Annotated in this window: 3 protein-coding genes and 1 pseudogene; 3 read left to right on the forward strand and 1 reads right to left on the reverse strand. The window is 69.9% G+C overall.

What is annotated here, in order from left to right:
* Window position 1: 1 nt before the first annotated feature.
* The 3 genes from Q664_RS05960 to Q664_RS05970 are packed head-to-tail and all read left to right on the forward strand — an operon-like array spanning window position 2 to window position 23,199.
* Window positions 2–20,005, forward strand: coding sequence for a non-ribosomal peptide synthetase (locus Q664_RS05960; RefSeq protein WP_043390790.1), 20,004 nt, complete (start codon window positions 2–4; stop codon window positions 20,003–20,005).
* Entirely contained in the window at window positions 20,002–21,645 is a 1,644-nt protein-coding gene (locus tag Q664_RS05965) for a cyclic peptide export ABC transporter (protein ID WP_043390792.1), read from the forward strand. The genes Q664_RS05960 and Q664_RS05965 overlap by 4 nt, the downstream gene beginning before the upstream one ends.
* A 33-nt stretch (window positions 21,646–21,678) precedes the next feature.
* Window positions 21,679–23,199, forward strand: a complete 1,521-nt coding sequence (locus Q664_RS05970; protein ID WP_152621939.1) for a hypothetical protein — start codon at window positions 21,679–21,681, stop codon at window positions 23,197–23,199.
* Between the two features lie 91 nt (window positions 23,200–23,290).
* On the opposite strand, the pseudogene dnaJ reads toward Q664_RS05970, so the two are convergent.
* Window positions 23,291–24,420, reverse strand: a pseudogene (gene dnaJ / locus Q664_RS05975) (molecular chaperone DnaJ).
* Window positions 24,421–24,533: the final 113 nt, after the last annotated feature.

Here is a 24,533-nt window from a genome sequence, read left to right on the forward strand (position 1 = left end):
AATGAGTGACGTCTACGACCGCCTCGCATCGCTCCCCCCCGAGAAGCGGGAGCTGCTGCTGCGTCAACTTCGTCAGAAGCAGGCCGCCACCAACGTCGTCAGGGCGATCATTCCCCGGCGGACTCGCGACACGGATCTGCACCCGATGTCCTTCGCCCAGCAGCGGCTGTGGCTGCTGGACCAGCTGGATCCGAACAACGCCTTCTACAACATCCCCGTGGCCATCCAGCTCACGGGAGCACTGGACGTCCCCACGCTGCAGCGGTGCTTCAACGAGCTGCTGCGCCGTCACGAGTCGCTGCGCACCACGCTGCGCACGGAGCAGGGCCAGCCGGTGCAGGTCATCGCGCCCCAGGCGGAGCTCACCCTGGAGACGGTGGACCTGAGGAACCTGCCCACCGCCCAGCACGACGCCGAGGTGCGGCGGCTGGCCATCGAGGAGGCGAGCAAGCCCTTCGATCTCCAGCGGGGTCCGCTGCTGCGCGCCAGCCTGCTGCGGCTGGCCGAGCAGGACTTCGTGCTGCTGCTGACCATGCATCACGTCGTCTCGGACGGCTGGTCCATGGGCGTGCTCGTACGGGAGATGGGCGCGATCTACGCGTCCTTCGTGCAGGGCAAGCCGTCGCCGCTGATGGAGCTGGCGGTGCAGTACGTGGACTACGCGGCCTGGCAGCGCGAGTGGCTGCGGGGCGACGTGCTGACGAAGCAGCTCGACTACTGGCGCAAGCAGCTCGAGGGCGTTCCGCAGGTGCTGGAGCTGCCCACGGACAAGCCCCGCCCGCCCCGGATCTCCTTCAAGGGCGCCGGGATGACGCGGATGCTGCCCAAGGGGCTCTCCGAGTCCATCAAGGCACTGGCCCAGAAGGAAGGTGTCACGCCCTTCATGGTGCTGCTGGCGGCCTTCCAGGTGTTGATGGCCCGCAACTCGGGGCAGAACGACTTCCTGCTGGGCTCGCCCATCGCCGGCCGCCACCGGGGCGATGTGGAGGGGCTCATCGGCTTCTTCGTCAACACCCTGGTGCTGCGCGCCCGCGTCTCACCCCAGCAGAGCTTCCGCGAGCTGCTGGCCCAGGTGAAGGAGATGACGCTGGGGGCGTATGCCAACCAGGACATCCCCTTCGAGCAGATCGTCGAGGAGCTGAAGCCCGAGCGCGACCAGAGCCGCACGCCGCTCTTCCAGGTCATGTTCGCCGTGCAGAACGCGCCGGTGCCGGAGCTGGCACTGCCGGGGCTGAAGATGAAGCCGCTGGCGATCGAGGGCGACACGTCCAAGTTCGATCTGACGGTCACCTTCACGGAGCAGGAGGAAGGCTTCATCGGGGAGGTCGAGTACAGCACCGACCTGTACGGGCCGGGCACGGTCCAGCGCATGCTCGAGCAGATGCAGTTGCTGCTCGAGGGCATCGTCTCCGAGCCCAACCGCAAGGTCCGCGAGCTGCCCATCCAGAGCGCGGCGGAGCGGCAGCAGGTGCTGGTGGACTGGAACGCCACGCGCGTGGACTACCCGCGCGACGCCAGCATCCCCTCGCTCTTCGAGGCCCAGGTCGAGCGCACCCCGGACTCCATCGCCATCGAGTACCAGGGCCAGACGCTCACCTATCGTGAGCTGAACAAGAGGGCCAATCAGCTCGCCCACCACCTGCGCGCCTCCGGCGTGGGGCCCGAGGTGCGCGTCGGTCTGTGCCTGGAACGCTCGCTGGAACTCATCGTCGGCATCCTCGGCATCCTCAAGGCCGGCGGCGCCTACGTGCCCCTGGATCCGTCCTATCCGGCGGACCGCCTGACCTTCATGCTCCAGGACACGGGCGTGAAGGTCATCGTCACCCAGAAGAGCCTGGCCAGTCAGTTGCCCGCCCAGGACGCGCTCTTCCTCTGCCTGGATACCGATTGGGACCAGGTCGCGGTGCGGCCCGAGAGCAATGTCTCCTCCGGTGTCAGCGCCGGCAACGTGGCGTACATCATGTACACCTCCGGCTCCACGGGCCGGCCCAAGGGTGTCTGCGTACCCCACAAGGGCGTAGTGCGTCTGGTGAAGGGCAGCTCCTTCATCGACCTGGGCCCCCAGGAGGTCTTCCTCCAGCTGGCGCCCATCTCCTTCGACGCCTCCACCCTGGAGCTGTGGGGTGCGCTGCTGCATGGCGCGAAGCTCGTCGTTTATCCCGCCGGTACGCCTTCGCTCGATGAGCTGGGCGCCTCGCTGGTTCGCAACGGCATCACTACTCTGTGGCTGACGGCGGCGCTCTTCGAGCAGATGCAGGCCACCCAGCCCCAGTCCCTGCGCCATGTGCGTCAGCTGCTCGCCGGTGGTGACGTGCTGCCCGTGGGCCGTGTGAAGGAGCGGCTCTCCCAGGGCGGCATGCTCGTCAACGGCTATGGCCCCACGGAGAACACCACCTTCACCTGCTGCTACCCCATGCGGGAAGTCGCGCAGGTGGGCCACTCGGTGTCCATCGGCAAGCCCATCGCCAGCACCCAGGTGTACCTGCTGGATGCGTCCATGCAGCCGGTGCCCGTCGGTGTCGCGGGTGAGCTGTACACCGGTGGTGACGGCCTCGCGGTCGGCTACCTCAACCGTCCGGAGCTGACGGCCGAGAAGTTCGTGCCCCATCCGTTCAGCACCGAGCCCGGTGCCCGCCTGTACCGCACGGGCGACCTCGCCCGTTACCTGCCGGACGGCCGCATCGAGTTCCTCGGCCGCCGCGACGCGCAGGTGAAGGTGCGTGGCTTCCGCATCGAGCTGGGCGAAATCGAGTCCGTGCTCGCGCAGCACCCGCAGGTCCGCGAGACGGTGGTGGTGGTGCGCGAGGACGTGCCGGGCGACAAGCGCCTGGTGGCGTACGTCGTCGCCAAGGACACCGCGCCCGAGAGCGGCGCGCTGCGCGCCTGGATGAAGGAGCGGCTGCCCGAGTACATGGTGCCTCCGGCCTACGTGGTGCTGGAGTCGCTGCCGCTCTCGCCCAACGGCAAGGTGGACCGCAAGGCCCTGCCCGCTCCGGATGGCGCGCGCTCGGACAAGGTCTTCGAGGCGCCGCGCACCGAGACCGAGGTGAAGCTGGCGGAGATCTGGCGCGCGCTGCTCGGCGTGGAGCGCGTGGGCCTCGGCGACGATTTCTTCGAGCTCGGTGGCCACTCGCTGCTCGCCACGCAGGTCGTGGTGCGTGCCCGCGAGGCCTTCCAGGTGGATGTGCCCCTGCGCAACCTCTTCGATGCGCCCACGCTGGCCGGACTGGCCGAGCGCATCGACGCGGCCCTCGGGACCGGGCGGGGAGCCCAGGCTCCCGCCATCACGCGCGTCTCTCGCGAGGGCACCCTCCCGCTGTCCTTCGCGCAGCAGCGCCTGTGGTTCCTGGATCAGCTCCAGCCGGGCAGCTCCTTCTACAACGTGCCCATGGCCGTGAAGCTGGAGGGCTCGCTGGACGTCGCGGCCCTCGAGAACGGCCTCAACGGGCTGGTCCAGCGCCACGAGTCGCTGCGCACCACGTTCGCCACCCAGCAAGACCAGCCCGTGCAGCTCATCGCTCCGCACGGCTCGCTGCCGCTGCAGGTGGTGGACCTGAGCGTGGTGCCCTCCGCCGAGCGTGAGGCCGAAGTCCGCCGCCTCACCACCCAGGAGGCGCTGAAGCCCTTCGACCTCGGACGTGGGCCCGTGCTGCGCGCCCTGCTGCTGCGGCTGGAGGAGCGGCAGCACGTGCTCATGCTCACGATGCACCACATCGTCTCGGACGGCTGGTCCATGGGCGTGCTGGTGCGCGAGCTCGCCGCGCTCTACGAGGCTTCCACCCAGGGCAAGCCCTCGCCCCTGCCCGAGCTGCCCGTGCAATACGCGGATTACGCGGCCTGGCAGCGTGGCTGGTTCCAGGGCGAGGTCCTGGAGCAGCAGCTCGGCTGGTGGCGTCAGCGGCTCGCGGATGCACCGCGCGCCCTGGAGCTGCCCACCGACAAGCCGCGGCCCGCCGTGCAGACGTACCGCGGCGCCATCTGCCGCACGCAGTTACCGCTCGCCCTGTCCCAGTCCCTCAAGACGCTGGCCCAGAAGGAAGGCGCCACGCCCTTCATGGTGCTGCTGGCCGCCTTCCAGGTGCTGATGTCCCGCTACTCGGGACAGGACGACATCTCCGTGGGCTCGCCCATCGCCGGCCGCAATCGCGGCGAGGTGGAGGGCCTCATCGGCTTCTTCGTCAACACGCTGGTGCTGCGCTCGCGCATCTCCGGGCAGCAGAGCTTCCGCGAGCTGCTCGCCCAGGTGAAGGAGATGACGCTGGGCGCCTACGCGCACCAGGAGATCCCCTTCGAGAAGCTCGTCGAGGAGATCCAGCCCGAGCGGGACCCGAGCCGCTCGCCGCTCTTCCAGGTGATGTTCGCCGTGCAGAACGCTCCCATGCCGGAGCTGGCGTCGAACGGGCTGAAGCTGAGCGCGCTGGCGCTCGATGGCGACACGGCCAAGTACGACCTCTCGCTCGGTCTCCAGGAGACCGCCGAGGGCTTCGCCGGAGACCTGGAGTACAACACCGACCTGTTCGAGGCCTCCACGGCCCGGCGCATGCTCGAGCAGCTCCAGGTGCTGCTGGAGGGCATCGTCTCCGCTCCGGACCGTAAGCTCCGCGAGCTGTCCCTGCTCGGCACCACCGAGCGGCAGCAGGTGCTGACCGGTTGGAACCAGACCCACACGGACTTCCCGCGTCAGCACAGCATCCACAAGCTCTTCGAGGACCGCGTCCGCCTCCACCCCGAGGCCATTGCCCTCGAGTTCGGTGAGACGCAGTTGTCCTACGCGCAGCTCGACACGCGCGCCAACCAGCTCGCCCACTTCCTGGCCGCCAAGGGCGTGCGCTCCGGAGACCTCGTGGGCATCTGCGTCGAGCGCTCCGCCGACCTCGTCGTCGGCCTGCTCGGCATCCTCAAGGCCGGTGCCGCCTACGTCCCCCTCGACCCGTCCTATCCCCAGCAGCGCCTGGCGTTCATGCTGGAGGACACCCAGGCCCGCGTCGTCGTGGCCCAGCGCCACCTCGTGTCGTCCCTGCCGCTCGGCGACCACGCCGTGGTGTGCCTCGATGAGGAGTTGCACCTCATCGGCCAGCAGTCCGCCCAGCCGCTCCCGCTGTCCGTGGACTCGATGCAGGCCGCGTACGTCATCTACACCTCGGGCTCCACCGGCAGGCCCAAGGGCGTGTGCGTCCCTCATCAGGCCGTCGTGAGGCTGGTGCGCAACACCAACTTCATCGAGCTGAACGAGACGGACCGCGTGGGACAGGCCTCCAACGCCTCGTTCGACGCGGCCACCTTCGAGCTGTGGGGCGCGCTGCTCAACGGCGCCCGCGTGGTGGGTGTGCCCAAGGAAGTGGCCCTCGAGGCCCGCGCCCTGGGCGAGCACCTGGAGCGCACGCGCATCAACGTGCTGTTCGTCACCACCGCCCTCTTCAATCAGGTGGCTCGCGAGCGGCCCCAGTCCTTCTCGGGTCTGCGCCAGCTGCACTTCGGCGGTGAGGCCTCCGATCCCAAGTGGGTGCGCGAGGTCCTCCAGAAGGGCGCGCCGGGCAAGCTGCTGCACGTGTACGGCCCTACCGAGAGCACCACCTTCGCCACCTGGTACCTCGTGGAGCAGGTGGGGCAGAACGTGACGACCGTGCCCATCGGTGGCGCGCTGTCCAACACGACGCTGTATGTGCTCGACCGCAACGGCCTGCCCGCGCCCGTAGGCGTGCCCGGTGAGCTGTTCATCGGCGGCGAGGGCCTCGCCTGGGGCTACCTGCACCGTCCCGAACTCACGGCCGAGAAGTTCGTCCCCCATCCCTTCTCCACCCAGCCTGGAGAGCGGCTCTACCGCACCGGCGACGTCGTGCGCTGGCTTCCCGAGGGAAGCCTCGAGTTCGTGGGCCGCGTGGACTCGCAGGTGAAGGTCCGTGGCTTCCGCATCGAGCTGGGCGAGGTCGAGTCCGCGCTCGTGGGCTACCCCGGCGTGGGCGAGGCCGTGGTCATGGTCCGCGAGGACTCCCCGGGCGACAGGCGCCTGGTGGGCTACGTGGTGGCTCGCGAGGGCCAGGGCTTCGAGGTGAGCGAGCTCAAGGGCTACCTCAAGGACAAGCTGCCGGACTACATGGTCCCGGCCGCCCTGGTGAAGCTCGACAAGCTGCCGCTCAACCCCAACGGCAAGGTGGACCGCAAGGCCCTGCCCGTGCCGGATCAGGCGCAGACGGGCCAGGAGTACGTGGCTCCTCGCAACGAGACCGAGCGGCTCCTCGCGCAGCTCTGGGCCGAGGTGCTCCGGGTGCCACGCGTCGGCATCCACGACAACTTCTTCGACCTGGGCGGCCACTCGCTGCTGGCCACGCAGGTGCTGTCGCGCATCCGCTCTACCTTCCAGGTCGAGCTGCCCCTGCGTTCGCTCTTCGAGGCCAGCACGCTCGCCGCGCTGGCGTTGAAGCTCGACGAGGCCATCCGGGCGGGCCAGGGTGTCCAGGCGCCCGCGCTCACGCGCGTCTCGCGTGACGGGCACCTGCCCCTGTCCTTCGCGCAGCAGCGTCTGTGGTTCCTGGATCAGCTCGAGCCGGGCAGCGCCTTCTACAACGTGCCCACGGCCGTGAAGCTGGAAGGCACGCTGGACGCCGCGGCCATCGAGCGCGCGCTGTCCGAGCTGGTGCGGCGCCACGAGTCGTTGCGCACCACCTTCAGCAAGGCACAGGGCCAGCCCGCGCAGATCATCGCCCCCGACGGCGTGATGCCACTGGAGGTGGTGGACCTGGGCTCGCGGCCCTCCGCCGAGCGTGAGGCCGAGATGCACCGGCTCACCACCGAGCACGCGATGCGGCCCTTCGACCTGCACCGCGGGCCCCTGGTGCGCGCGCTGCTGCTGCGGCTGGAGGCACAGCAGCATGTGCTGATGATCACCCTGCACCACATCATCTCCGACGGCTGGTCCCTGGGAGTGCTGGTGCGCGAGGTGGCCGCGCTCTACGAGGTCTTCACCCAGGGCAAGCCCTCGCCGCTGCCCGAGATGCCCGTGCAGTACGCGGACTACGCGGCCTGGCAGCGCGGCTGGCTCCAGGGAGAGGTGCTCGAGCAGCAGCTCAGCTGGTGGCGTCAGCAACTGGCGGATGCGCCTCGCGTGCTGGAGCTGCCCACGGACAAGCCTCGTCCGCCCGTGCAGACCCACCGCGGCGCCACCTGCCTCACGCAGCTGCCGCTCCCCCTGACCCAGGGCATCAAGACGTTGGCCCAGAAGGAGGGCGCCACGCCCTTCATGGTCATCCTGGCCGCCTTCCAGGTGCTGCTCTCGCGCAGCTCGGGACAGCAGGACATCTGCGTGGGCTCGCCCATCGCCGGCCGCAACCAGGGCGATGTGGAGGGGCTCATCGGCTTCTTCGTCAACACCCTGGTCCTGCGCTCCAGGCTCTCGCCCCAGCAGAGCTTCCGCGAGCTGCTCGCCCAGGTGCGCGACACCACGCTCGGCGCCTATGCCCACCAGGAAGTGCCCTTCGAGAAGCTCGTCGAGGAGCTCCAGCCCGAGCGTGACCTGAGCCGCTCGCCGCTGTTCCAGGTCTCGTTCACCTTCGAGAACACGCCCCAGGCCGAGCTGGCGCTGCCCGGTCTGACGCTGCGGCCGGTGATGCTCGACAACAACACGGCCAAGTTCGACCTGTCCCTGGGCTTCCAGGAGATGGCCGATGGCTTCGCCGGTGAGCTGGCGTACAACGTCGACCTCTTCGAGGCCTCCACCGCCCAGCGCATGCTCGCGCAGTTGCAGGTGCTGCTCGAGGGAGTCGTGGCCCACCCGGAGCAGCAGCTGCGTCACCTGCCGCTGCTCACCGAGTCCGAGCGCCGCCAGCTCCTCGTGGACTGGAACGCCACGCGCGTGGACTACCCGCGCGACGCCAGCATTCCCGCCCTCTTCGAGGCCCAGGTCGAGCGCACCCCGGACTCCATCGCCATCGAGTACCAGGGCCAGACGCTCACCTACCGGGAGCTCAACCAGCGCTCCAACCAGCTCGCCCACCACCTGCGTGCCTTCGGTGTCGGTCCCGAGTCGCGCGTGGGCCTGTGCCTGGAGCGCTCGCTGGAGCTCGTCGTCGGCATCCTCGGCATCCTCAAGGCCGGTGGCGCCTACGTGCCCCTGGATCCGTCCTACCCGGCCGATCGCCTGTCCTTCATGCTCCAGGACACGGGCGTGATGGTCATCGTCACCCAGGAGAGCCTGGCCGATGAGCTGCCCGCCCAGGGCGCACTCTTCGTCTGCCTGGATGCCGACTGGGACCAGGTCGCGGCGCAGCCCGAGGACAACGTTGCCTCCGGTGTCACCGCCGAGAACGTCGCGTACATCATGTACACCTCCGGCTCCACGGGCCGCCCCAAGGGCGTGTGCGTGCCGCACCGGGGTGTGGTGCGCCTGGTGAAGGGCAGCTCCTTCATCGACCTGGGCCCCCAGGAGGTCTTCCTCCAGCTGGCTCCCATCTCCTTCGACGCCTCGACGCTGGAGCTCTGGGGCGCGCTGCTGCATGGCGCCAAGCTCGTCGTGTACCCGGCCGGTACGCCTTCGCTCGATGAGCTGGGCGCCTCGCTGGTTCGCAACGGCATCACCACCCTGTGGCTGACGGCGGCGCTCTTCGAGCAGATGCAGGCCACCCAGGCCCAGTCCCTGCGCCATGTGCGTCAGCTGCTCGCCGGTGGTGACGTGCTGCCCGTGGGCCGTGTGAAGGAGCGGCTCGCCCAGGGCAGCATGCTCGTCAACGGCTACGGCCCCACCGAGAACACCACCTTCACCTGCTGCTACTCCATGCGGGAGCTGTCACAGGTGGGCCACTCGGTGTCCATCGGCAAGCCCATCGCCAGCACCCAGGTTTATCTGCTGGATGCGTCCATGCAGCCGGTGCCCGTCGGTGTCGCTGGCGAGTTGTACACGGGTGGCGACGGCCTCGCGGTCGGCTACCTCAACCGGCCCGAGCTGACGGCCGAGAAGTTCGTGCCCCATCCGTTCAGCACCGAGCCCGGCGCCCGCCTGTACCGCACGGGCGACCTCGCCCGTTACCTGCCGGACGGCCGCATCGAGTTCTTCGGCCGCCGCGATGCCCAGGTGAAGGTGCGCGGCTTCCGCATCGAGCTGGGTGAAATCGAGACCGTGCTCACCCAGCACTCCCAGGTGCGTGAGGCCGTCGTGGTGGTGCGCGAGGACGTCCCGGGCGACAAGCGCCTGGTGGCCTACGTCACCGCCAGGGACGACGCTCCGGACACCACGGCCCTGCGCGCCTGGATGAAGGAGCGGCTGCCCGAGTACATGGTGCCTCCGGCCTACGTCGTGCTGGAGACCCTGCCCCTCTCGCCCAACGGCAAGGTGGACCGCAAGGCCCTGCCCACTCCGGACGGCGCGCGCTCGGATGAGGCCTCCTTCGAGGCGCCGCGCACCGACACCGAGGTGAAGCTCGCGGAGATCTGGCGTTCGCTGCTCGGCGTGGAGCGGGTGGGTCTCAACGATGACTTCTTCGAGCTGGGTGGCCACTCGCTGCTGGCCACGCAGGTCGTGGTGCGCGTCCGCGAGGTCCTCCAGGTGGAGATCGCCCTGCGCGAGCTGTTCGACTCGCCCACGCTGTCGGGGCTCGCCGGGCGCATCGACGCCACGAGCGGAACGAGCTCCGCGCCCCAGGCTCCGGCGCTCGATCGGGTGTCTCGCGAGGGGCACCTGCCGCTCTCGTTCGCCCAGCAGCGCCTGTGGTTCCTGGATCAGCTCCAGCCGGGCAGCGCCTTCTACAACATCCCCATCCTGGTTCGGCTGGACGGGCAGCTCGACGTCGACGCCCTGCGGCGCAGCTTCGAGGAGCTGGTCCAGCGCCACGAGTCGCTGCGCACCACCTTCGGCCAGGCCCACGGCCAGCCGGTACAGCTCATCTCCCCCCAGGGCTCGCTGCCCCTGCGGGTGGTGGATCTCCTGTCCCAGCCCTCCTCCCAGCGTGAGGCCGAGATCCGCCGGCTGGCGATGGAGGAGTCGCTGAAGCCGTTCGACCTCGGCCGCGGGCCCCTGCTGCGCGTCCTGCTGATGCGGCAGGAGGAGCAGTCCCATGTGCTGCTGCTGACCATGCACCACATCGTCTCGGACGGCTGGTCCATGGGCGTTCTGGTGCGGGAGATCGCCGCGCTCTACGAGGCGTTCACCCAGGGCAAGGCCTCGCCCCTGCCCGCGCTGCCCGTGCAGTACGCCGACTACGCGGCCTGGCAGCGCGGCTGGCTCCAGGGCGAGGTGCTCGAGCAGCAGCTCGGCTACTGGCGCCAGCAGCTCGCGGACGCGCCCCGTGCGCTCGCGCTGCCCACGGACAAGCCCCGGCCTCCCGTGCAGACCGACCGCGGCGCCACCGCCACCGTGCAGCTGCCGCTCCCCCTGTCCCAGTCGCTCAAGGCCCTGGGGCACGAGGCGGGCGCCACGCCCTTCATGGTGCTCCTGGCCGCCTTCCAGGTGCTGCTCTCCCGCTACTCAGGACAGGATGACATCAGCGTCGGCTCGGCCATCGCCGGCCGTCACCGCGGTGGTGTGGACGGCCTCATCGGCTTCTTCGTCAACACCCTGGTGCTGCGCTCGCGCATCTCCGGGCGGAAAAGCTTCCGCGAGCTGCTCGCCCAGGTGCGTGACACCACGCTCGGCGCCTACGCCCACCAGGACGTGCCCTTCGAGAAGCTGGTGGAGGAGCTCCAGCCCGAGCGTGACCTGAGCCGCACGCCGCTCTTCCAGGTCTCGTTCGCCATGCTCAACGCGCCCATGCCCGAGCTGGCCACGCAGGGGCTGAAGCTCAGCCCGCTGATGCTCGAGGGAGATACGGCCAAGTACGACCTGTCCCTGGGCCTCACGGAGACCGACGAGGGTTTCTCCGGAGCGCTGGACTACAACACCGACCTGTACGAGGCCCCCACCATCCAGCGCCTGCTGGGGCACCTGCGCGTGCTGCTCGAGGGCATCGTCGCCGCGCCGGATCGCAAGCTCCAGGACATCTCCCTGCTCGGCGCCGAGGAGCGCCAGCAGGTGCTGGTGGACTGGAACCAGACCCGCACGGACTTCCCGCGTCAGCACAGCATTCCCCAGCTCTTCGCGGAGCGCGTCCGCCTGCACCCCGAGGCCGTCGCCCTCGAGTTCGGCGAGACGCAGCTGACCTACGGTGAGCTCGACACGCGCACCCACCAGCTCGCCCACTACCTGGCGGCCAGGGGCGTCCGCTCGGGCGACCTCGTCTGCATCTGCGCCGAGCGCTCCGCGGATCTCGTCGTCGGCATGCTCGGCATCCTCAAGGCCGGCGCCGCCTACGTGCCGCTCGACGCCGCCTACCCGCAGCAGCGCCTGGCCTTCATGCTCGAGGACACGCGGGCCCGCGTCGTGGTGACGCAGCGTCACCTCGTGCAGGCCCTGCCGCTCGGCGACCGCACGGTGGTGTGCCTGGACGAGGATCTGTCCCTCATCCGCCAGCAGCCGTCCGAGCCGCTCGCCCGGCCCATCGACGCCGCGCAGGCCGCGTACGTCATCTACACCTCCGGCTCCACCGGCAAGCCCAAGGGCGTGTGCGTGCCCCACCTGGGCGTGGCCCGGCTGGTCCGCGACACCAACCACGTCCAGTACAAGGACACGGACCGGGTGGCACAGGGCATCAGCTCCTCGTTCGACCCGGCCACGCTGGAGATCTGGGGTGCGCTGCTCAATGGCGCCCGGCTCGTGGGCGTCCCCAAGGAGGTCCTCCTGTCCTCCAAGGCCCTGGGCGAGCACCTGGAGCGCACGCGCATCAACGCGATGATCCTCCCCACCGCCGTCTTCAACCAGATGGGCATGGAGCGGCCGGGGATCTTCTCGGGGCTGCGCTACCTCATCGCCGGTGGCGAGGCCATGGACCCCAAGACGGCCCGCGAGGTGCTGAGCAAGGGCGCCCCGGGCACGCTCGTGAACGCGTACGGCCCCACCGAGAGCACCGTCATGGCCTCGTGGCACCGCGTGGAGCAGGTCCCCCCGGGCGCGACGCACGTGCCCATCGGCGTGGTGGTGTCCAACACGACGCTGTACGTGCTCGACCGCAACGGGCAGCCGGTGCCCGTGGGCGTGCCGGGTGAGCTCTACATCGGCGGCGAGGGCCTCGCCTGGGGCTACCTGCACCGCCCGGAGCTGACGGCGGAGCGGTTTGTCCCCAATCCCTTCTCCAGCGAGCCCGGTGAGCGGCTCTACCGCACCGGAGACATCGTGCGGTGGCTGCCGTGGGGCGGACTCGAGTTCTTCGGCCGAGTGGACGCGCAGGTGAAGGTGCGCGGCTACCGCATCGAGCTGGGCGAGGTGGAAGCGGCGCTGCTCGCGCATCCGAGCGTGGGCGAGGCCGTGGTGCTCGTGCGCGAGGACTCCCCGGGCGACAAGCGCCTGGTCGGCTACGTGGCGCCGCGCGAGGGCCAGGAGCTGGAGGTGGGCACGCTGAAGGCCGACCTCAAGGAGAAGCTGCCGGACTACATGGTGCCGGCCGCGCTGGTGAAGCTCGACAAGCTGCCGCTCACCCCCAACGGCAAGGTGGACCGCAAGGCCCTGCCCATGCCGGAGCGCGAGGAGACGAGCCAGGAGTACGTGGCCCCGCGCAACGCCACCGAGGAGCGGCTCGCCCAGCTCTGGGCCGAGGTGCTCCACGTGTCCCGCGTCGGCGTGCACGAGAACTTCTTCGACCTGGGCGGCCACTCGCTGCTGGCCACGCAAGTGCTCTCGCGCATCCGCGAGGCCTTCCAGGTGGAGCTGCCGCTGCGCGTGCTCTTCGAGGCCACGACCGTCGCCATGCTGGCGCTCAAGGTCGAGGAGGCCGTCCGGGCCGGCCAGGGCGTCCAGGCTCCCCCCATCACGCGCGCCTCGCGTGACGGGCTCCTGCCCCTGTCCTTCGCTCAGCAGCGCCTGTGGTTCCTGGATCAGCTCGAGCCGGGCAGCTCGTTCTACAACATGCCCACGGCGGTGAAGCTGGAGGGCTCGCTGGACGTCGCGGCCCTCGAGCGCGCGCTGTCCGAGCTGGTGCGCCGCCACGAGTCGCTGCGCACCACGTTCGGCACCCACGAGGGACAGCCCGTGCAGGTCATCGCCCCTCACGGCGCGCAGTCCCTGCCGGTGGTGGACCTGAGCACCCTGCCCGCCTCCGAGCGGGAGGACGAGGTGCGGCGGCTCAGCACCGAGAGCGCGCTGAAGCCCTTCGACCTCCAGAATGGGCCCCTGCTGCGCACCCTGCTGCTGCGGCTGGACGCGCAACAGCACGTGCTCGTCATCACCCAGCACCACATCCTCTCCGATGGCTGGTCCATGGGCGTGCTGGTGCGCGAGGTGGCCACGCTCTACGCGGCCTTCACGCAGGGCAAGCCGTCGCCCCTGCCCGAGCTGCCCGTGCAGTACGCGGACTACGCGGCCTGGCAGCGCGGCTGGCTCCAGGGTGACGTGCTCGAGCAGCAGCTCGGCTGGTGGCGCCAGCAGCTCGCGGATGCACCGCGTGCGCTGGAGCTGCCCACGGACAAGCCCCGTCCGCCCGTGCAGACGCACAACGGTGCCACGTCCAGCGTGCAGCTGCCGCTCGCGCTGTCCCAGGGCCTCAAGGCACTGGCCCAGAAGGAGGGCGCCACGCCCTTCATGGTGCTGCTGGCCGCCTTCCAGGTGCTGCTCTCGCGCTACTCCGGGCAGGACGACATCTCCGTGGGCTCGCCCATCGCCGGCCGCAACCGCGGCGAGGTGGAGGGGCTCATCGGCTTCTTCGTCAACACCCTCGTGCTGCGCTCCCGCGTGTCGCACCAGCACAGCTTCCGCGAGCTGCTGGCCCAGGTGCGCGACACCACGCTCGGCGCCTACGCCCACCAGGAAGTGCCCTTCGAGAAGCTCGTCGAGGAGCTCCAGCCCGAGCGCGACCTGAGCCGCTCGCCGCTCTTCCAGGTGCTGTTCACCGTGCAGAACGCGCCCATGCCGGAGCAGTCCCTGCCCGGCCTGACGCTGCGTCCGCTGGCGCTCGATGGCAACACGGCCAAGTTCGACCTGACCCTGGGCTTCATGGACACGGAGCAGGGCTTCGCCGGAGAGCTCGAGTACAACACCGACCTGTACGAGGCCTCCACCATCCAGCGCATGCTGGGGCACCTGCGCGTGCTGCTGGAGGGCATCGTCGCCGCCCCCGAGCGCAAGCTCTGGGAGCTGTCTCCGCTGGACGAGGCGGAGCGCCGCCAGCTCCTCGTGGACTGGAGCGAGCCGCTGCCCCAGCCGGTGGGCGACACCTGCCTCCACCACCTCGTGGAGGCGCAGGTGGAGCGCACGCCGGACGCCATCGCCGTCATCTCCGGCACCCGGCGCCTCACCTACCGGGAGCTGGAGCGCCGCTCCAACCAACTCGCCCACCGTCTGCGTCAGTTGGGCGTGGGCCCCGAGGCCAAGGTCGGCGTGTGCCTGGAGCGCACCGAGCACCTGGTGCTCGCCGTGCTGGGCGTACTCAAGGCCGGTGGCACCTACGTGCCGTTGGATCCCGCCTACCCACAGGACCGCCTGGGCTACATGCTCCAGGAGACGCGCGTGCCCGTGCTGCTCACCCAGCGGCGTCCGTCGCGCTCGCTGCCCGCGCACTCGGCCCACGTGGTGCTGCTGGATGAGGCCCAGGCGGAGCTCGACGCCCTGCCCGCCGAGCGGCTCCGGGCCCCGGTGCACCCCAGCAACCTGGCCTACGTGCTCTACACCTCCGGCTCCACCGGCCGGCCCAAGGGTGTCTCGCTGGAGCACCACAACGCCGTGGCCTTCATCCACTGGGCGCTGCGCGTCTTCTCGTCCCAGCAGCTCGCCGGCGTGCTCGCGGCCACCTCGCTCAACTTCGACCTCTCCGTCTTCGAGCTCTTCGCCCCGTTGAGCTCCGGTGGCGCGGTCATCGTGGCGGAGAACGCCCTGGCGCTGCCCTCGCTCGAGGCCCGGAACGAGGTCACCCTCGTCAACACCGTGCCCTCGGCCATGGCGGAGCTGGTGAGGAGCCAGGGGGTGCCCACCTCGGTGCGCACCATCAACCTCGCGGGCGAGCCGCTCACCGGTGCCCTCGCGAAGCTCCTCCACGAGCTGCCCCACGTGGAGGGCCTCTACAACCTCTACGGACCCACGGAGGACACCACGTACTCCACGTACGTGCGCGTGCCCCGCGACGCCCAGAAGGAGCCGACCATCGGTAGGCCGCTGGCGGGGACGCAGGGCCACGTGCTGGACGCCCACATGCAGCTGGTGCCGGTGGGCGTGCCGGGCGAGCTCTACCTGGGCGGAGCGGGACTGGCCCGCGGCTACCTGCACCGTCCGGAGCTGGCCGCCGAGCGGTTCGTGCCCAACCCGTTCTCCACCACGCCCGGTGAGCGCCTGTACCGCACCGGCGACCGGGTCCGCTACCTGCCGGACGGTGAGCTCGAGTACCTGGGCCGCATCGACAACCAGGTGAAGGTGCGCGGCTTCCGCATCGAGCTGGGGGAGATCGAGACGGCGCTCCGGGGACACCCGGGCGTGCGCGACGTGGTGGTGGTGGCGCGCGAGGACTCGCCGGGCGACAAGCGCCTGGTGGCGTACCTCGTGGCGAAGCCGGAGCACACGCTCGCGGCCGCCGAGCTGCGCACCTTCCTCAAGCAGAGCCTGCCCGAGTACATGGTGCCCTCGGCGCTCATGGTGCTCGACAAGCTGCCGCTCTCGCCCAACGGCAAGGTGGACCGCAAGGCCCTGCCCGTGCCGGACCAGGCGCAGACGAGCCAGGAGTACGTGGCCCCGCGCAACGAGACGGAGCAATTGCTCGCCCAGCTCTGGTCCGAGGTCCTCAAGGCGCCCCGCATCGGCGTCCACGAGAACTTCTTCGAGCTGGGTGGCCACTCGCTGCTGGCCACGCAGGTGCTCTCGCGCATCCGCACGGCCTTCCGGGTGGAGCTGCCCCTGCGCGATCTCTTCGAGGCTCCCACCATCGCCGCACTGGCGACGAGGCTCGACGCGGCCGTCCGGGCCGGCCAGGGAGTCCAGGCGCCCGCCCTCGTGCGCGTGTCGCGTGACGGGCAGTTGCCGCTCTCGTTCGCGCAGCAGCGCCTGTGGTTCCTGGATCAGCTCCAGCCGGGCGGCTCGTTCTACAACATGCCCACGGCGGTGCGGCTGGAAGGCACGCTGGATGTCGCGGCCCTCGAGCGCGCGCTGTCCGAGCTGGTGCGCCGCCACGAGTCGCTGCGCACCACGTTCGCCATTGCGCGGGGCGAGCCCGTGCAGGTCATCGCCGAGCACGGAACGCTGCCCTTGGAAGTGGTGGACCTGAGCGCCCAGCCCGCCTCCGGGCTGGAGGCCGAGGTGCGGCGGCTCAGCACCGAGAGCGCGCTGAAGCCCTTCGACCTCGGCAGCGGGCCCCTGCTGCGCGCCCTGCTGCTGCGGCTGGACGCGAAGCAGCACGTGCTCGTGGTCACCATGCATCACATCGTCTCGGACGGCTGGTCCCTGGGCGTGTTGGTGCGCGAGGTGGCGGCGCTCTATCAGGCCTTCAGCGAGGGCAAGGCGTCGCCGCTGCCCGAGCTGCCCGTGCAGTACGCGGACTTCGCGGCCTGGCAGCGCGGCTGGCTCCAGGGTGAAGTCCTGGAGCAGCAGCTCGGCTGGTGGCGTCAGCAGCTCGCCGGTGCGCCGCGCGCGCTGGAGCTGCCCACGGACAGGCCTCGGCCTCCCGTGATGACCCACCGGGGCGGCAGCCAGCCCGTGGTGCTGTCCGCGGAGCTCTCGCGGGCCCTGATGAAGCTCTGCCAGCGGGAGGGTGTCACGCCCTTCATGCTGCTGCTGGCGGCCTTCCAGGTGCTGCTCTCGCGGTACTCCGGGCAGGACGACATCAGCGTCGGCTCGCCCATCGCCGGCCGCAACCGGGGCGAGGTGGAGAGCCTCATCGGCTTCTTCGTCAACACCCTGGTCCTGCGCACGCGCCTGTCGCCGCAACAGAGCTTCCGCGCCCTGTTGGCCCAGGTCCGTGAGACGACGCTGGGGGCGTACGCCCACCAGGAGGTGCCCTTCGAGAAGCTCGTCGAGGAGCTCCAGCCCGAGCGCGACCTGAGCCGCTCGGCGCTCTTCCAGGTGATGCTCACCTTCCAGAACACGCCCACGGAGGCCCTGGAGTCCCCCGGGCTGACGCTGCGTCCGCTGGAGGTGGAGGCCGAGACGGCCCGCTTCGAGCTGTCGCTCACCTTCGCCGAGGACGCCGGGGCGCTCTCCGGCCAGCTCCGCTACAACGCGGACCTGTTCGACGCCAGCACGGCCGCGCGCATGGCCGGACACCTGAGCGTCCTGCTGGAGGGAGCCGTCGCGGACCCCGAGCAGAGCCTGGGACGGCTGCCGCTGCTCACCAGCGAGGAGCGGCGCCAGTTGCTGGTGGAGTGGAACGACATCCGGCGGGACTTCACCGTCGAGCCGTCGCTGCCCGCCGCGTTCGAGGCCCAGGTGGCTCGCACCCCGGAGGCGCTGGCGCTCATGTTCGAGGGCAGCCAGCTCACCTTCCGCGAGCTCAACCAGCGCGCCAACCAGCTCGCGCACCTGCTGCGTGCACGGGGCATCGGTCCCAATGTCCTGGTGGCCATGTGCCTGGAGCGCTCGCTGGAGCAGGTGGTGGCCGTGTTCGGCATCCTCAAGGCCGGCGGCGCCTACGTGCCGCTCGACCCCGCCTACCCGCAGGAGCGTCTGAACCTGGTGCTCACGGACTCGCAGGCCCCGGTGCTGCTCACCCAGCGCCACCTGCTCCCGAGGCTCCAGTCCCCCACCGCCCAGGTCATCTGCCTGGACGCCGAGGACGGGCTGCTCGCCCGCCAGAGCGTGGAGAACCCGCCCCTCGTCAACGGCCCCGGTGACCTAGCCTACGTCATCTACACCTCGGGCTCCACCGGCGTGCCCAAGGGCGTGATGATCCAGCAGGGCTCCGTGCTCAATCTGCGCCACGCCCTGGCCAGCACCGTGTACGCCGACGTCAAGGCCCCGCAGCGCGTCACCCTCAACGCGCCGCTGTCCTTCGATGCGTCGGTGAAGCAGCTCGTGCGGATCCTCGATGGCCACGCGCTCTGCATGGTTCCCGAGACCGCCCGTGGCGACGTGGACGCGCTGCTGGCGCTGCTGGCGCGCGACCAGGTGGACGTGCTGGACTGCTCGCCCTCGCACCTGCGCCTGTTGCTCGGCGCGGGCCTGGCCACCCGGACGGAGAACGTGCCCACGCGCGTGCTCGTGGGTGGCGAGGCGCTGGACGAGGCGCTGTGGACCACGCTGTCCCAGCACCCGCGCACCCGCTTCTTCAACGTCTACGGCCCCACCGAGTGCACGGTGGACACCACGGCGTGCGAGGTGCGTGACTGGCCGAAGCCCACGCTCGGAAAGCTGCTGCCCAACGTGCGTGGCTACGTGCTCGACGAGCGCATGCAGCCCGTGCCCGTGGGTGTCCCCGGCGAGCTGTATGTCGGTGGCTCCGGCGTGGCCCGCGGCTACCTGCGCCGGCCCGAGCTGACGTCGCAGAAGTTCGTCGCGGATCCGTTCAGCTCGCAGCCGGGTGCCCGCCTGTACCGGACCGGCGACCTGGTGCGCTGGCTGCCGGACGGCACCATCGACTACCTGGGCCGCGTGGACTTCCAGGTGAAGGTGCGTGGCTTCCGCATCGAGCTGGAGGAAATCGAAGCGGTGCTCTCCAGCCACCCGGGTGTGCAGCAGGCCACGGTGGTGGCGCGCGAGGACACGCCGGGAGACAAGCGGCTGGTGGCGTACCTCGTGGCGCGGGACGGTCAGCCGTTCGACCTGGCCGAGCTGCGCGGTGCCCTGCGCCAGAAGCTGCCGGAGTACATGGTGCCCTCGGCCTTCGTGGCGCTGGAGAAGCTGCCGCTCAACTCCAGCGGCAAGGTGGACCGCAAGGCGCTGCCCGCCCCGGAGCAGGGCCGCATCGAGGCGGCGGGGGCCTACGTGCCGCCGCGCGATGCCCTGGAGCTCCAGGTGGCGCGCATCTGGGAGGAGGTGCTGGACGTGCGGCCCGTGGGCGCGACCAGCCACTTCTTCGAGCTGGGTGGCCACTCGCTGCTCGCCGTGCGCCTCATGGGCCGGCTGCGCGAGGTGACGGGCCGCACCCTGCCGCTGGCCGCGCTCTTCCAGGCGCCCACGGTGGAGCAGCTCGCGCAGCTCTTGCGCGGGGTGCCGCAGGCCTGGTCTCCCCTGGTGCCGCTCGTGCCGGTGCAGCCGGGCAACCCCCGCCGTCCGCTCTTCGTCGTCCACCCGGTGGGCGGCACCGTGCTCGGCTACTCCGAGCTGGCCCGTCAGCTCGGCCCCCAGCAGCCGTTCTACGCTCTCGAGTCGCGCGGGCTCGACGGCTCGCTGCCTCCGTGCCAGACGGTCGAGGAGATGGCGGCCCTCTACGTGGACGCCATGCGCACCGTCCAGCCCTCCGGGCCCTACCTGCTCGGTGGCTGGTCCATGGGTGGCGTGGTGGCCTACGAGATGGCGCAGCAGCTCCAGCGTCAGGGCGAGCAGGTGGAGCTGTTGATGCTCATCGACTCGCAGGTGCCCTCCGGACGGCCCGCCAACATCCAGAACGAGGACGAGGCCCTGCAGCAGGCCTTCGTGGGCCTGGTGGAGGACCTCATCGGCAACGGCTTCAAGGTGCCCGAGGAGCAGGTGAAGACGCTGAGACGGGAGGAGCTGCTCCACGTCCTGATGGAGGGAGCGCGCAAGGCCCAGCTCGCCCTGCCCGAGGTGGGGGTGGAGCAGGTGCGCGCCCTGCGGAACGTCTTCGAGGCCAACCTGCGAGCGAGTTGGCGCTACCAGCCCGCGGCCCACGCGGGCGGGCCGCTCACCCTGCTGCGCGCCAGCAAGCCGGTACCCGGCCAGGCGGAGGATCGCGGCTGGGGGGCCCTGGCGCCTCCGGGCAAGCTGGACATCCATGAGGTGCCCGGCGCACACTTCGAGCTGTTGCAGCCTCCCGCCGTGCAGGCCGTGGCCGAGCGACTGCGCGAGTACCTCGAACGCGCCCACGAGCGGGCCTCTGTGACGACCAAAACCCCATGAAACTCCTTGCCCTCCTGCTGCGCGCCTCGCGAGGCAGCGTCTTCCTGTCGGCCCTGTGCGGCCTGCTGTCGGGTGGCAGCAGCGCCGCGCTCATCGCCCTCATCAACCGCAAGCTGACCGGCACCGACACGCCGGACAGCGTGCTGGTGGGCAGCTTCATCGGTCTGATGCTGCTGTCCCTGTCGACCCGCATCTGCTCGCAGGTGCTGCTCAACGGGATGCAGCAGGGCGCGCTCTACAACATGCGCCTGCGGCTCAGCCGCAGCATCCTCTCGGCGCCCCTGCGCCGCTTCGAGGAGCTGGGCGCGCACCGGATGATCGCCACCCTGACGGACGACATCGTCACGGTCAGCAACGGCATGATGTTGCTGCCCCTCATCGTGGTGAACGCCGCCATCCTCATCGGCTGCCTGGGGTGGATGGCGTGGCTCTCCTGGAAGCTCTTCCTGGGGATGATCGTCTTCATGACGCTGGGCGTGCTGTCGTTCACCCTGCTCACGGGCCTCGCCACGGGCGGGCTCGCCAAGGCCCGCAACACCCAGGACGTGCTCTTCAAGCACTTCCGCTCGCTCACCGAGGGCATCAAGGAGCTCAAGCTCAACGGCAACCGCCGCGAGGTCTTCCTCGGCGAGCAGCTCGAGGGCACGGCCGGCTCGCTGCGCGACATCTACACGCGCAGCCTCAACATCTACTCGGCCAGCAGCAGCTGGGGCATGTTCCTGTTCTTCGTCGTCATCGGCCTGCTCATCTTCGCCATGCCCGCCTTCAGCCCGCTGAGCCTGGCCGAGCTGACGGGCTACACGCTCACCGTGCTCTACCTGCAGCAGCCGCTGCAGACGCTCACCGAGTTCGTCCCCTTCCTGGCGCGCGCCGACGTGGCCATGAAGAAGGTGGAGGAGATGGGCCTGTCCCTGGAGACCGCCGCCGAGCCGTCCCGGGCCCTCGCCGCGAACACGGCCTCGCGCGCCTTCCAGAAGCTGGAGCTGGTGGACGTCACCCATACCTACCACCGCGAGAACGACGACAGCCGCTTCACCCTCGGGCCCATCAACCTGAGCCTGGCGCCGGGCGAGCTGCTCTTCCTGGTGGGTGGCAACGGCAGCGGCAAGACGAGCCTCGCCAAGCTCTTCACCGGCCTCTACACCCCCGAGTCCGGCGAGGTGCGGCTGGACGGCCAGCCCGTCACCGACGAGACGCGCGACACCTACCGCCAGCTCTTCTCCACCGTCTTCTCGGACTTCCACCTCTTCGAGAGCCTGCTCGGCCTGGCTCCGCCCGAGCGCTCCGACAAGGTGGCGCACTACCTGAAGCGGCTGAACCTGGACCAGAAGGTGCGCGTCACCGACGGGAAGCTCTCCACCACCGAGCTGTCCCTGGGCCAGCGCAAGCGCCTGGCGCTGCTCGCCTCGTGGCTGGAGGACCGCCCCATCTACGTCTTCGACGAGTGGGCCGCGGACCAGGACCCCGTCTTCAAGCAGATCTTCTACGAGGAGCTGCTCCCCGAGATGAAGCGCGCGGGCAAGGCCGTGCTCGTCATCAGCCACGACGATCGCTACTTCCACGTGGCCGACCGGCTCGTCCGGCTGGACTCGGGCCGCCTCGTGGAGCCGGAGGCGGACGGGCAGCGGGTTGCTTCGTAGTCAAACCTCTTGGTTTCGCGGTATTTGAGAAGGATGCGATCGACTCCTTCTCTGCTCTCCCTCGTGTCCTGTCTGGCGCTCACCCTGGCGTCGACCGGCTGTCCCTCGTCCCCCACGGAGCCCCCTCCAGATGGGGGGACGGACGCGGGCACCGACGCGGGGGTACCTCCCGACGTCACCGGGCAGTTGGACATGCTCTCCCTGACGACCGCCGGGGAAGTCCGCCGCCCGGTGGACCTCACCACCACCGCCCCCAAGGCGCTCGTCGAGGAGGGTGGCACCTTCGTCACCCATGAAGGGGTGGGCAAGGCGGACGGCACCTTCGTCATCCCCAACGTCCCCGCCGGCCCGTACTACCTGAGCTTCGATCCCACCACCTTCGTGGTGACGGACTCCCGGGAGGTGAAGCTCTCCACGAACACGAGCATCGGCCGGCCCGACGCCGCGACCCAGCCCGCGGACATCAGCGGCGCGACGATCGTCTTCGACCTCGACAACCTCCACCCGTACCAGAGCACGGACGGCCTCACCCTCTACTCCACCAACCTCAATGTGGCGCGCTACCGGCTCGCGCCTTCCACCACCCCCGGGGACACCTCGGGCACCTTCACCTATACGGTCCGCACGGGCCAGCCGCTCATCGACCCGGCGCAGGGGGACCGTGTCCTGCTCACCCAGCTCACCAGCCGCACCGCCCCGATCGAGGGTGGCGGGACGTTGAGCTACCGCTCCGTCAGCCGCTCCTTCGAGGCTCCCGAGTTCCAGTCCAAGCCGGGGGAGACCCAGACGATCTCCGGCACCATGGCCGAGCCTCCCGCGCTCACGGCGCCCCTGCACTGGGACATGGCCGCGTTCAGGAACCTGGCCCCCGCCATCCATCCGCGCGCCAGCGTGGCCGCGCAGGTGATGATCGTCGACGTCCAGCCCATGCCGCACACCTACGGCACCATCAGCCCCATTCCCCTGCTCGTGGAGATTGGCCTGCCGCCCCTCGTGGACGAGCTGCGCACCACCCTCACCTACGCCAATCCCTATCCCGCGAGCTGGATGCCCGTGGGCACCACGGAGACCGCTTTCGCGGTGACCTACCAGCTGCCCGGGACGGAGACGCCGGCCATCATCGCCGGCAGCGCCTCCCACTCGGAGCAGTTCCCCGGGTTCTTCTCCGGGAAGATCGCCCCCGAGTTCAGTACCGTGCAGCAGCCGCGCATCGAGGGCATGGACGCGCAGCAGCCCGTCACCCTCACCACCACCACGCCCGAGCTGAGCTGGGTGGCGCCTCCTCCCGTTCCGGGCGAGCGCTACCACTACATCGTCTTCATTCACGAGCTCTCGGTGGAGGGCTCCGCGACGGTGAGCCAGTACGTGGGCTCGATCCGGACGAATGACACCCGCACGCGGCTGCCGCCCGGGCTGCTGTCCTCGGGCCGCTCGTATGTCTTCACCTTCGACGTGAACACCACCCCGGACAACGACATCCTCCAGCAGGTGTTCAACCTCCCCATCCCCATCTCGGGCGTGCTGTCCCTGTCAGAGATCATCACCGTGCAGTAGGGACCTCCAGAAATGGAAAAGGGTGCCCGGACTCCGTGGTCCGCGGCACCCTCACCCCGTCCCTCTCCCGGTGGGAGAGGGGTGATTCAGCTCAGCCGAACAGCTCGCGCACCTTCTCGAAGAAGTTCTTCGACTGCGGGTGCACCTCTTCCCCGCTGGCGTCGGCGAACTTCTCGAGCAGCTCGCGCTGCTTCTGCGTCAGCCCCGTGGGCGTCTCCACCATCACGCGCACGTGCTGATCTCCCCGCTGGCCGCTGTGCAGGTGCGGAATGCCCTTGCCCTTGAGCCGGAACACCTTGCCCGACTGCGTGCCCTCGGGAATGGTCATCTTCACCTTCCCGTCCAGCGTGGGCACGTCGATCTTCGCGCCCAGCGCCGCCTGCGTGAAGGAGATGGGCACCTCGCAGAAGACGTCGTAGTCCTCGCGCTGGAAGAGCGAGTGCTCCCGGACGATGACCGTCACGTACAGGTCACCCGAAGGCCCGCCCCGGTCACCTGGCTCGCCCATGCCACCGAGCCGCACCCGCGTGCCGTTGTCCACGCCCGCGGGGATGTTGACCTCGATGACCTCCTCGGCCGGCACCTTGCCCGAGCCCCGGCACTTGCCGCACGGGTCCGGCACCACCGCGCCCGTGCCGCCGCAGTCCGTGCACGGCCGGCTCACCGCGAAGAAGCCCTGGGTGAAGCGCAGCTCGCCCGTGCCGCCGCACGTACCGCACGCCTTGGGCGCCGAGCCGCTCTTGCTGCCCGAGCCACTGCACGTGTCGCACTTCTTCGGGCGCGGAATCGGCACCTTCGGACGGCAGCCGAACGCCGCCTCCTCGAAGGAAATCTCCAGGTTGAAGCGCAGGTCCGCGCCGCGGTTGCTCACCCGGCCCCGGCCCCCCGCCCCCCGAAGATGTCTCCGAAAATCTCCCCGAAGATGTCGTTGATGTTGACGCCCTGGAAGCCGCCGCCGAACGGGTCTCCCCCGGCCGCGCCACCCACGCCCGCATGGCCGAACCGGTCATACCGGGCCCGGCGCTCGGGGTCGCTCAACACCTCATAGGCTTCCGAGGCCTCCTTGAACTTCTCCTCGGCGTCCTTGTTTCCGGGGTTCCGGTCCGGGTGGTACTGCAACGCCACCTTGCGGAACGCGCTCTTGAGCTCTTGCCCCGAGACGTTCTTCTGGACCCCCAGTACCTCGTAGTAGTCGCGCTTCTGGCCCGCCGCCGCTGGCATTGCGTTCAAACCCCTGGATTTATTGGACTTTCCAAGCCCGCGTACTCTTCGAAATCACTATAACGCAGGCAGAAGGTCCGGCAATCCGCGCCCGCCCCTCTTTGAGAGGGGCG

The organism is Archangium violaceum Cb vi76 (genome assembly GCF_000733295.1).
In the GTDB taxonomy this organism is placed as follows: Bacteria; Myxococcota; Myxococcia; order Myxococcales; family Myxococcaceae; genus Archangium; species Archangium violaceum.